The organism is uncultured Lamprocystis sp., assembly GCF_903933125.1.
Classification (GTDB): Bacteria; Pseudomonadota; Gammaproteobacteria; order Chromatiales; family Chromatiaceae; genus Thiodictyon.
The window spans coordinates 1-11888 of record NZ_CAIZIZ010000525.1 but is presented as its reverse complement, the minus strand read 5'-3'; the positions used below and the strand labels follow the sequence as shown (position 1 = coordinate 11888).

Annotated in this window: 8 protein-coding genes; 3 read left to right on the top strand and 5 right to left on the bottom strand. The window is 66.4% G+C overall.

Annotated features, from left to right (window positions below; translation table 11 throughout):
• The first annotated feature begins 586 nt into the window (after positions 1 to 586).
• Entirely contained in the window at positions 587 to 1144 is a 558-nt protein-coding gene (locus tag QZY03_RS28845) for a DUF2892 domain-containing protein (protein WP_295587323.1), read from the top strand.
• Between the two features lie 63 nt (positions 1145 to 1207).
• On the opposite strand, the gene QZY03_RS28840 is transcribed toward QZY03_RS28845, so the two are convergent.
• Entirely contained in the window at positions 1208 to 1765 is a 558-nt protein-coding gene (locus QZY03_RS28840; protein WP_295587322.1) for a hypothetical protein, read from the bottom strand.
• Positions 1766 to 1821: 56 nt separating this feature from the next.
• Here QZY03_RS28840 and QZY03_RS28835 point away from each other — a divergent pair, with 56 nt between their 5' ends.
• On the top strand, positions 1822 to 2034 hold the full coding sequence (locus tag QZY03_RS28835) for a hypothetical protein (protein WP_295587320.1): 213 nt from the start codon (positions 1822 to 1824) through the stop codon (positions 2032 to 2034).
• Between the two features lie 33 nt (positions 2035 to 2067).
• Here the strand turns inward: QZY03_RS28835 and QZY03_RS28830 are convergent, their stop codons facing one another.
• From QZY03_RS28830 to QZY03_RS28820, 3 genes are all read right to left on the bottom strand, one after another.
• Positions 2068 to 2964, bottom strand: coding sequence for a cation diffusion facilitator family transporter (locus tag QZY03_RS28830; RefSeq protein ID WP_295587318.1), 897 nt, complete (start codon positions 2962 to 2964; stop codon positions 2068 to 2070).
• Positions 2961 to 5135 (bottom strand): cyanophycin synthetase, encoded by a 2175-nt coding sequence (gene cphA / locus QZY03_RS28825; protein WP_295587316.1) that lies wholly within the window; start codon positions 5133 to 5135, stop codon positions 2961 to 2963. The genes QZY03_RS28830 and cphA overlap by 4 nt, the downstream gene beginning before the upstream one ends.
• A gap of 85 nt (positions 5136 to 5220) precedes the next feature.
• Positions 5221 to 7509: a Mur ligase family protein gene (locus QZY03_RS28820; protein WP_295587314.1), complete on the bottom strand. Its 2289-nt coding sequence runs from the start codon at positions 7507 to 7509 to the stop codon at positions 5221 to 5223.
• A 440-nt stretch (positions 7510 to 7949) separates the two neighbouring features.
• Between QZY03_RS28820 and QZY03_RS28815 the strand changes: the two genes are divergently transcribed.
• Positions 7950 to 10238, top strand: a complete 2289-nt coding sequence (locus QZY03_RS28815) for an ABC transporter ATP-binding protein (RefSeq protein WP_295587312.1) — start codon at positions 7950 to 7952, stop codon at positions 10236 to 10238.
• A 529-nt stretch (positions 10239 to 10767) separates the two neighbouring features.
• Here the strand turns inward: QZY03_RS28815 and QZY03_RS28810 are convergent.
• Positions 10768 to 11772 (bottom strand): histidine kinase dimerization/phospho-acceptor domain-containing protein, encoded by a 1005-nt coding sequence (locus tag QZY03_RS28810; RefSeq protein ID WP_295587310.1) that lies wholly within the window; start codon positions 11770 to 11772, stop codon positions 10768 to 10770.
• Between the last annotated feature and the right edge of the window lie 116 nt (positions 11773 to 11888).

Sequence of the window (11888 nt, the reverse complement as noted above, 5' to 3'; positions counted from 1 at the left end):
GTGACGGCTGGTGTTTTGGTCGACTTCAGACGATACCGCCGGTCTCCCGCTGCCGCCACCTCCGCAGGAGCCGCCGGCCCTGGTCCAGCCCACCCGTGCACAGCGCCCGGCCTCAGGCAAAAATGGCCAAAGTCGAGCTTCAGTGATTGTGTTGAAACGTTACCGGAACCCGGAACGATTTATTGCATTTCTTCATCGTCACCATACCGCCAACCACCTGCGGACTCGGTGCGGCAGAACACTTAGGCTTAAAAATTTTTTCGCCTATGCATTTTTTGTGTTCGGTAGGGCACTGAACAATCTGACGAGCCGGTCTAAAGTGGCGATGTGTTCATCGCGCCCCCGACGCGCAGGTTTCCGGTGCAAGATCCCTGCAACTCATCACTAATGCGACTGAGGAGATCGCCGAAGCGGCCGAGCGCGGCGTAGCCTCGCCGTATGATCGGGAAAGGATGGCGGAGCGATTGGCGCGGGTCCGTGCCGCGCTTGTGATGAAGCCGACCCATAAAGGGTTAATCTTTCTGTTTGACCGCCATCCGACGTTATCGTCACTTCCTTGAGCGAGGTTACGCTCGGAGCGAATACCATGCATGACCCTAAGGACTTTTTTCTTGACATCCCTAACGATTCTGCCCTTTGGGTCTCTTTGCACAGGGATGCGACTTGGCTGGAAAAGCACGTGTTCACGGCCACTCATCGCGAAACGATCCGCCAGCACTATCTCGGTACGGGGCGGGGTATATCCGTAGCGCAGGCCCATGAGATGGCGCATGAGGTTTGGTGGGATGTCAGAATACTGGGAGTAGACCCCACGATCGGATTACCGGTGCCGCCGGCCCCGTACCAGGCGACGACGGAGAGCGGAACCGCTTTGCCAACGGCGCCCCGACCGGTAACGAGCGCCGGGCGGCCACCCGATGTCACCAAAAAGAATGTCGGCAATGCCGATCGCATGATCCGCGCCATGCTCAGCGTCCTCCTGATTGTTGGCGCCGCCCGCAGCAGTGGTGGGGTAGGCGGACTGATCGGCGCGGCGCTGCTCGCCACCGCTTACCTCGGTTTCTGCCCGGCCTATCGCGCCTTCGATTTCAGCACCCTTAAGGTCCAGGGCACCGCGAAGGACGAAACCCCTGCGACCAAATAGGCCGCGGCAATAGCCGCGGCGGATAGTTCGACTCCATGGGCTTCGCCGCACCAGTGGCCGCGGTCACGCGCCACACCGCATTGCCGACATCGTCGGCCACGAGCAGCGCCCCTGATGGTCAAGCACCACACCAACCGGCCGGCCGAACGCATTGCCCTCACCACTGAGGAAACCGGTGAGCAGATCGATGGGGGTACCGGAGGGATGGCCGCGCTCGAAGGGCACGAAGATCACCTTGTAACCACTGTGTGGTCGCTGATTCCAGGAGCCGTGCTCGCCGATGAACATGCCGTTGGTGAAGGGTGGGGGCAACACGGTGCCGACCGATGAGGCCAAGCCGAGCGACGCGGTGTGCGGCCCCAGGGCGTAGTCCGGTACCAGCGCGCGGGCCACCAGCGCCATGCCGAACGGCGAGTTCAGCGCTTGCAGAAACGCCGAACGCTGGTTCGCAACCCCGTCGCCATCCGTGTCGCGCAACAATGTGATGCGGTTGGCACTGGGCACGCCGGCGCCCGCCCACTTCATCATCAATCCCATGACCCAACCCTTGATGCCCTCGTCGTCTTCCGGCCGCGGCGGGGCATTGGTCTCCGCGACCAGTACATCGCCATTGGGCAGCACATAGAGCCAGCGCGGATGATCCAGATCCTTGGCGAAGGCGCCGACGCGCGTGCCGAATGAACGAATACCGTCATCATGTCGCTGGTTTTTTCGCCAACCGTGAAGAAGTCGACAGCGCGCTTTCCCGGCTGGTTGAGCGGGGGCTGCCGCGCGAACAGCTTCAGATATTCGCGTCCGGCTCGGCCCTTGCGGCATCCGCGCAACAAGAGCAGAGCAAAGAAGTCGTCCAGGCTTCGCTTGGGGATTCCACGGCGGTCAGCGCTGGATGATGGACGCGCGCCGCGGCGGCTTGGCATCCGGAATCAATCCCCCCGCTGATCCAGTTCCAGCCCGGCCGGGTCCTGGTGGATGGTGATGTCGGCGTCCGGCCACTCGGTGTGCAGGACGTCCTCCACCCGATCGGAGGTGGCATGCGCCTCCAGGAGGGAGATCTCGGGGTCGAGTTCCAGATGAAGTTGGATGACCGCGATATGGCCGGAACGGCGGGTGCGCAGCCCATGGACACCGCGTACTCCCGCCACCGTGAACGCGAGTTCTTTGATCCGCTTGCGGTGCTGCTCCTCGATTTCGCGATCCATCAGCAGGTCGACCGCCTCACGGGCGATCTGGAAAGCGCTGTAGAAGATGTAGACGGCGATCCCGAGCGCGAAGAGCGGGTCGAGCCCCGGCCAGCCCATGACCGCGAGGATCAAGGCGAGGAGGGTGGCCGAGTTGGTCGCCAGGTCGGTCGCGTAGTGCAGCGCGTCGGCGCGGATGGCGGTCGAGCCGGTCGCCCGGATGACCCGATGCTGGAAGACGAGCAGTACGCCGGTGGCCGCCATCGCAAAGAGCATGACGCCGATGCCCACGCCGATGTCCGACAGGGGGGCCGGATTCACCAGCCGATCGACCGCGTGCAGGGCGAGGAACAAGGCGGAACCGCCGATGAAGGCGGCCTGCGCCAGTCCGGCCAGGGCTTCGGCCTTGCCGTGCCCGAAGCGGTGGTCCTTGTCCGCGGGTTGCAACGACCAGTGGACCGCCAGCAGGTTCACCAGGGAGGCACCCACGTCCATCAGTGAGTCGATCAGCGAGGCCATGACACTGACCGCGTCGGTGACCAGCCAGGCAGCCAGCTTCGCCACGATCAACAGGGTCGCGGTCGCGACCGAGGCATAGGTGGCGAGTCGCAGCAGGCGTGAATTCTCCTGATGCGGGGTCATGGCTGCTTGATGTCGCGGTCCAGGCGAAAACTGCTCAGACCAGCGCAGATCTGGTCCGCCGACAATCCAAGTGCCCAGGCGGCGGCGGCGGCGGCCAGCGCATTGCGCACCTGGTGATCGTCGCATCCGTCCCCGATCATGGGGACCGATGTTAGCTCCAGTAGCGGTGTCTCAGCCGCACCCTCGATCAACCGGATCATTCCGTCGCGTTCCACTACCGCCCGACCGCCCGCCGCGCGCTGGGCGGCGATGAGCGGATGGGCCGGGTCGCGGGCAAACCACAGGACAGCGCCCCGGCAGCGTTCGGCCATCTCAGCCACCAGGGGATCTTCGGCATTGAGGATCGCGCTGCCCGTGGGTAAGACCGCTTCCACCACGCAACGTTTAACCCGAACCAGATCCTCCAGACTGGCGATGCCGCGCGGCCCCAAGGGCGCCTCGGCACCGATCGTGGTGACCACGCCGACCTGGCAGCGGTCGAAGCCCAACCCCTCCTGCAGGATGCCGGTGCGCGCGGTCGCCAGCACCGCCGCGGCGACGCGCGGATGTTGAAGCGCGGCCCGGGCATTGCCTGGTCCGGTGGCGTCGCGCGGATCGATGCAGCGCGCGCCGATGCGCAGTCCGTCGGCGGCGGCCGTCGCTACCAGGACGCCGGTGCCGTGCAGGAGGTGGGCAATGAGCCGGGTGGTGGTGGTCTTGCCCCGCACGCCGGTGACGGCGATCACGGGGATCCGGCCGTCCGCGCCGGGCGGGAACAGTGAGTCGACGATGGCCTCGCCGACCGGGCGCGGCGACCCGGCCGAGGGCTCCAGATGCATGCGCAGCCCCGGTCCGGCGTTGACCTCGATGACGGCGCCGCCCTGTTCCTCCAGGGGGCGGCCGATGTCCGCGGCAAGGCAGTCGATCCCGGCGATGTCGAGTCCGACCACTTGGGCGGCTTCCACGGCGCGGGCCGCGACCTCCGGGTGGACCTGATCGGTCACATCGATCGCGGTGCCGCCGGTGCTGAGATTCGCATTACGGCGCAGCAGGATGCACTGCCCGGCGGCCGGTACCGCAGCGGGTGTCAGACCCTGCTCGGCCAACATGGTCAACGCGATCCCGTCCAGTTCGATGCGACTGAGCATGGTCGCGTGACCGGCGCCGCGCCGCGGATCCCGGTTGACCGCGTCGACCAGTGCCCGAATGCTGGAGCGGCCGTCGCCGGTCACCTGTGCCGGCTCGCGGCGGGCCGCCGCCACCAGCCGCTCGCCGATCACCAGCAGGCGATGGTCGGCGCCGGGGATGAAGCGCTCGCACAGAATGGTGGAGCCCTCCTCGCGCGCGGCGGCGAAGGCCTGCACGACCTGCTCACGCGTGCTCAGATTGGCGGTCACACCGCGGCCGTGGTTGCCGTAACGGGGCTTGACCACGACTGGTGCGCCAAGTTCTTCGGCGAACGCCCAGGCGGCGTCGGCGTCAGCCACCGTGCGGCCCACCGGGACCGGTACCCCGGCGCAGTCCAGCAGCATCCGTGTCAGGTCCTTATCCTGGGCAATCGACTCGGCGATGGCGCTGGTGCGGTCGGTTTCGGCGGTCCAGACGCGGCGCTGCCGGGCGCCCCAGCCGAGTTGCAGCAGGTTCTCGGTGCTGAGCCGGCGGACCGGGATGCCGCGCGCGCGGGCGGCCGCGGCGATGGCGGCGGTGCTCGGCCCCAGGCGGACCTCCTGGCACAGATTGAGCAGCCGTTCGCAGGTCTCAGCCACGGGGAACGGCCGATCATGGATGGCGGCGAGCAGCAGATCGCGGGCGCTCTCCACGGCGGCGCAGCCAAGTGCTTCCTCCTCATAGCGGATGGCGACCTTATAGACACCGTCCTCCGGCGTCTCGCGGGCCCGGCCGAAACCAACCGGCGTACCGGCCAGGGTCTGGAGTTCCAGGGTCACGTGTTCCAAGCAGTGGGCCATGTAAGTGCCCCGGTCCAGCCGCTGGAAGAAGCCCCCGCGTTCACCCACGCTGCACCGGTGTTCGATCATCGACGGCAACCAGGACTTGATGCGGTCGTTGAAGCCGGGAATCGCCTCGGAGGAGGTGTCCTTGATCTCGCCCAGGTCCAGTTCCAGCTCGATGACCGGGAAGTGAGCCCAGATGTTCGGTCCACGCAGGACCCAGAGGCGGCGGATTTCAAGCATTTTGGGAAGTAACGGGGGGCTGGCGGTGAGTGGATATTGGATAGATATTGGATAGCGGAGCGGTTGTCGGTCCGCGCAGCGGACCCTACGCCTGCACCAGCACCGCCGGGTTCTCCGTGCCCACGGAGCCGGCGAATCCGTGCTGATTCAACAAGGGGTCGCGGCGGCTCAGATCCTCGGCGAGACGGGTGCGGACATAGGCGACGGTTTCATCGATCGAATCGGCCTGCACCAGCAACAGATCGCCGGGCTGGGCAAGCCAGAGTGCCGCTTCCACCGCGTCTTGCCAGCCGTGGATGGTGTCGACTTCCTGAACCCGGTCGCCGGCGGCCAGCCCCTTGCGAAACAGCGACATGATTTCGCCCGGCTGGCGTCCGCGGACGTACTGGTCTTCGTAGAGGATGACCCGGTCGAAGGCCTGGCCCAAAAGTTGGCCCTGCCGGATCAGATCGGCGTCGCGCCGATCGCCCGCCGCGGAATAGACGGCGATGCGCCGTCGGTGGGGAAAGACCGCCAGGGCATCAATCATCGCCAGCAGGGCCGAGGGGTTGTGACCATAGTCGAACACCGCGGTGGCGCCGTTGATGCTCAGCACATTGAAGCGCCCCGGACTCTTGTCCAGGTCGGTGCCGAAGGTCTCCAGTGCGGCACAGAGCGCCTCCATGGGCAGTCCCAGCGCCCACAGGGCGGCGGCGCCGGACAGCGCATTCTCCACCTGGAATCCGATGCGGCCGCCGTGGGTCAGGGGGATGCGGTCGAGCGCAAGCACCAGCCGCTCCGTCTCGCCCTCGGCCAGCACCAGGTCCGATCCCTGGATGCAGGCAACCCGCCCGCCGTGACGGCGATGGTGGAGGAGCACGGGATGCGCACTGTCGCGGGCGAAGAACAGGATCTTGCCTTTGCAGTGATCCGCCATGCGGACCACCAGCGGATCGGCCGCGTTGAGCACGGCGGTGCCCCAGGGGGCGACGCCGCGCACCACCGTCTGCTTGACCTCGGCCAAGTCCTCGACGGTGTCGATCGAGCTGAGTCCCAGGTGATCGCCTTCACCGATGTTGGTGACCACGGCCACGTCACAGGCGTCGAAGCCCAGGCCCTCGCGCAGGATGCCGCCGCGCGCGGTCTCCAGCACCGCCGCATCCACCTCGGGGTTCAGGAGTACCAGCCGGGCGCTCTGGGGGCCGCTGCAGTCGTCCGTGTCAATGCGCCGATCGGCAAGATAGATGCCGTCGGTGCAGGTCATGCCGACAAAGCGGCCGGAGACGCTGAGTCCATGGGCCACCAGACGGGTGACCGTGGTCTTGCCGTTAGTGCCGGAGACGGCGACGATCGGGATGCGGCCGTTCTCCCCAGGGCGGTAGAGTGTATCGAGGAAGGCCTCGGCGATCGAGCGCGTGCGCACAGCCTCCAGATAGCGATCCAGCGGCGGATTCGCGATCACCTCGCTGACCTGACCGCCTTGGCCTGCCAGCGGCTGGGTGAGGTCGGCGGCGATGAGCCGGACCTCCGCGCGCTCCAAGCCGAGCACGCGTGCGCAATCCACCGCGCGGGCGCATAGCTCCGGATGAATCAGGTGGCTGACATCGGTGACCGTGGGACCCCCGCCGTTGTCGTCGCGGCCCGGCTGCCAGGCGAGCGCGGCCAAGACGCGGCGGCCGGCGACAAGCATCCGGTAGTGCTGGCCGGCGGCGGGTTCATCCGTGCAGGTGACGCCGACGCAGGCGAGCAGGGTGCGCAGTAAGTCGCGCTCGGTTGCCGTCGGCTGCGCGGCGGCACTCCGGTCGGTCGTGCTGCCCTGGAGGCGCCGCTGGCGGGCGCCATAGCCGAGCTGGAGCACGTTGTGGGCGAGCCGGCGCGCCGGAATGCCGCGTGATTTCGCCGCGCTCAGCAGGGCCGCGCAGGTCGTCGACGGCCGTGCGTCCCCGGCCAGGGTGCGCAATCGATCCAGGCTGCCCTGGAGGTCGTAGGCGGTATCGGTGAGTGCGGACCGGCAGAGCGCGACGGCGACCGCGGCGCATTCCTGCGGCGGCAGCCCGTCCTGGAGCTGACAGACCAGCCGATAGATTCCGCGTTCCGAGGTCCGGCGAACCTGGCTGAACCCGGGTCGTTCACTGATGCGGGCAACAAGCTCCACGATGGTCGCGAGCAGCGCCCGCGCCAGCCATTGCTCATGCTTGAGGTGTCCCTGATCCGCTGATGGCCGGCGGGGGAGGTCCAGGCCAGGGAACAGATCGGACAGCCGCGCGCGCAAACGCCGGCTGGCCGCCGCGAGGTCGTCGGGCGAATGATCGGACAGGTCGCACCAGATCTCGGCCATCGGTACGTCGGCCCAGAGGTTGGGGCCGAGCAACGCGCGCACTCTGCGGATTTCCACGGTTTGATCCGAACTGACTTGATCGTACGGGCGAGGGCTTCCGGTCGCGCATCGGATCGTCGACCGGGCATCGGTCAACCCCTTGCGGTTCCAGGGCATCAGAAAACGTCGCTGCTCTCGCGCCCGCCGCGAGACCCGCGCTCAACCCTCCATGGTCCGCAACAGCGACGAGCGGTGCACGGGCTCGGGGCGGGAGTGGGAGTAGGGAGGACGGATGCGGATACTATGACGGGCGTCGCGCAATGTCGAGATCCGCGGGACGGGACGCGCGTCATGGCAGTCGACAACCGATCGGGCACCGAGCGATCAGCGTAAAAATTAGGACACGAAGCGGCTGAAAACCCCTGCCCATCCTGGTCAAGTCCCCATCCAAAGTGCGACCATTGGCGTCAACCGGTCGGTTGACGACCATCCGCTTGCCTTAATCACTATGCAGTCTCGTGGCCAACGCAACGTCTCACTTTGACCCTGGCGCCCCGGCGAAGGCTACTCCGGACGACCCACGCCACCCGCGCGCGGCCGAGCTCGCGGGCCAACTGGGTCCCGACGAACGTCCGCTCGGTTGGTTCGAGCCGGACCTGAATCAGCAACTCCACTATGTTGCCGGCCTGGTTTGCCTGACCGATCAACGGCTGTTGGCCCTGGACCCGGCAGCGGCGCCCGGTACGCCCTGGGATGCCTGGTCGCTCGCCGACCTGGCGCGCGTGCGCGCCGGTCATCGCGGCGGTGCCGGCATTCTCGACGTGTTGGGAACGGGGGAGCGGATCAGTTCCTGGCGTTATACGGCCGCTCGCCATGCGGCGGCACAACAGTTCGCCGTGCGCTGTACTGCCGCCATCGGCCGACACCATGGCGACCGGCCCGACGCGGACGCTGATCACGGGACCATCTGTCCGAGTTGCGGTGCCGTCATTCCGCCCGCGCAGGCCGAGTGTGGCTTTTGCGCCGCCCCGCCGCTGCCCCCGCCCGGGCGCTCACTCTGGCGTCTGGTCCGCTTCGCCCGTCCGCGCGCGCGCCTGATCGGCTTGGGTTTCGCGTTAATGCTCGGCGGTACCGCGGCGAGCCTGGTCCCGCCCTATCTCACCATGCCCTTGTTGGATGAGGTGCTGATCCCGCATCAAAGCACCGGCGCCCCGCTCGACTACCACCTGGCTACCCTCTATCTGCTTGGTCTCGGCGGTGCGGCCCTGCTCGCCTGGCTGCTGGGGTGGGGACGAACCTTCGTCATGTCGGTGGTCAGCGAGCGGATCGCCGCCGACCTGCGTGGTCAGACTTACACCCACCTGCAAGCGCTCTCGCTGGAGTTTTTCGGCGGCAAGCGCACCGGCGATCTGATGGCGCGCATCGGCAGCGACACCGATCGGATCTGCAATTTCCTGTCGGTGAGTCTGCTTGATCTGGTTAACGACCTGCTGAGCATCCTGATGGTCGCCGTGATCCTGATCTCCATCGATCCCATGCTGGCATTGGTCACGCTCGCACCCTTCCCGATCATCGCCTGGCTGGTTCAGCGGGTGCGCGCCCGGCTGCGCCATGGGTTCGAGCGCGGCAGCCGCGCCTGGGCGGACATGATCAGCGTGCTGGCGGACACCATCCCCGGCATTCGGGTGGTCAAAGCGTTCACCCAGGAGCAGCGCGAGATCGAACGATTCGGTCAGGCCAACGAGGGGGTGGTGACCGCCAACACCAGGGTCAACACCGTCTGGGCGTTCTTCGGGCCGACAGTGACCCTGCTCACCGATCTGGGTCTACTGGTGGTCTGGGTCTTCGGGGTCTGGCAGGCCGGCCAGAACAACGTGACGGTAGGCGTGCTGACCGCCTTCGTCGCCTATATCGGGCGCTTCTATGCTCGACTGGAGGCGCTGTCCCGGCTGGTGGGCGCGATCCAGCGGGCGGCCGCGTCCACCCATCGGGTGTTTGAGATCCTGGACCGCGTGCCGAGCGTCCCGGAGCCGAACCAGCCGGTGCTGCCGGGGCGGGTGCGCGGCGCGATCAGGTTCCAGTGGGTCTCTTTCAACTACGGACCGCGGCGCGTCCTGCACGACATCAACCTGACCATCGATCCCGGCGAGATGGTGGGGCTGGTGGGTCACACGGGCGCCGGCAAGACCACGCTCGTCAACCTCATCTGCCGCTTCTTCGATGTGGCCCAGGGTCAGATCCTGGTGGATGGTCACGACATCCGTTCGTTCCCGGTCGAGGCTTACCGGCGCAACATCGGCATCGTCCTGCAGGAGCCCTTCCTGTTTTTCGGCACCATCGCCGAGAACATTGCCTACGGCCGCCCGCGGGCCACGCGCACCGAGGTCATCGCCGCCGCCCGCGCCGCCAGCGCGCACGAGTTCATTCTGCGCCTGCCCGACGGTTACGATTCACTGGTGGGGGAGCGCGGCCAGTCGCTCTCCGGCGGCGAGCGCCAACGCATCAGTATCGCCCGCGCGCTGCTCACCAACCCGCAGATACTGATCCTCGACGAGGCGACCTCCTCGGTGGATACCGAGACCGAACGGGAGATTCAGGGGGCGATCGACAACCTCACCCAGGGCCGCACTACCATCGCCATTGCCCATCGCCTGAGCACCCTGCGCCGCGCGGACCGGCTGGTCGTCCTGGAGCACGGGCGGATCAGCGAAGTTGGAACCCACAAGGCCCTGCTGGACCAGAAGGGCACCTACGCCCGGCTCTACCATGCGCAGTTGGAGCAGGCCAAGCAGCATCTGACACTTTAGGGGCGACTTTAGTCGCCCCTAAGGAACCGTTCACTAATAAGCTAAACAAGTCCATTAGGGAACGCCTTCGGCGTCTCGGTCGTTGTCGTTGTCGTAATCGCGTTCGGTTGATGATCCCCGCGAGTATGCATTGGTCCCGTGCGTGGCGATCGAAGCCTTTCAAGCGCTTGACAGCCTTGTACGCCCGAGCGACGGAGCGAATCGAAACCCGATCGGCATCGGCTGCTCATGCCTAACTTGAATCGCTTATCCGATTACGACAACGACAACGACAACGACAACGACAACGATTGTACCCGTTGTTTAACTTGTTTCTGACCCGTCACTAAGGCGATTTCCGTGAATAGGCATCCCGACTGCGCATGCGCAGAAAGCCTGTTGGGTTGTAGGGGCGAATGAATTCGCCCCTACACGGCGGTAGATGCTTTCCCGGAAATCACCTAAGTTCGAGCCTCATCGGGCGGCGGCAGCCAGCGCAGCAGGGTGGCGAAGAGTTGCTCGGGCTCCAAGGGCTTGGCGAGGAAGTCGTTCATCCCCGCCGCCAGGCACCGCGCCCGGTCCTCGACGAAGGCGTTGGCGGTGATGGCGAGGGATCGAGGCATTCGGCCTCGATCTTGGAGAGGTCCAGGATGTCGTTGAGTAGACGCAGGAGGTTCTGCGCGGCGCCGGCCACCTTGGCCAGCCGCTCACGGGGTTTGGGCGCGACGATCTCGCGCTGCAGCAGGTGAGTGAGTCCGAGGATGGCGTTCATCGGCGTGCGGATCTCGTGGCTCATGTTCGCCAGGAAGGCGCTTTTGGCCCGATTGCCGGCTTCCGCCGCCTCCTTGGCGGCGGCCAGTTGCCGGTTGGTGGCTTCCAGCGCCGCCGTGCGCGCGAGGACCAGATCCTCCAACCGATGGCGGTGCTGCTCCAACTCGGCGTCGATCCGCTTGCGCTCGCTGATATCGCGCGCGATACCGATGATTGCGGGCCGACCGTTCCAGCGGCCCATCGTCGCGCGGATATCCACCAGGACGCGCCCGCCATCGGCCTTGAGCATCGGTAAGGGACCGCTCGGGCCGGCGCCATGCGGGATTTCGGCAACCAGGCGCCGCACCTCGGCGTGCACCTCGGGCGGGTGAAGAACCCAGGCCGGTTGGCCAAGCAAGGTCTGGCCGTAACCCAAATCCTTCGCGACCGCCGGGTTGTAGTGCAGGATGCGGCCGTCCAGGTCGAGCACGAACAGGTAGTCGGCGATGGCCTCGAACAGGCCCGCCAGGTTCTCCCGGTGATCGGCGGCCTCCGACTCGACCGACAGGCGCTCCAAAGCTTGTGTGAACTGGCGGGCGAGGGTTTCCAATGCGTCCACCGTCAGGCGCCCGATCTTCCCGGTCTGTTTGCTCACCAGGTTGAGACAAGCAACCGGCTCACCGCCGACATGAATCGGCAAGACGACGAGCGAGCGCACACCTTCCTCGACCAACGCGGGCTCGCGAATCAGGAAGGTGTCGGTGCAATGGTCCTGCTCGGCAGCAATTCCGAATTTGGGCGACATCGCGCTGCCCTAAGGTGGATGCGGCGCGCGCGACCTCCGTGCCGGGGTCCTGACACCGAGCGGCGCGCCTTATCCACCCTACAGCGGAGCAGGTTCTGTAGGGTGGATAAGCGTAG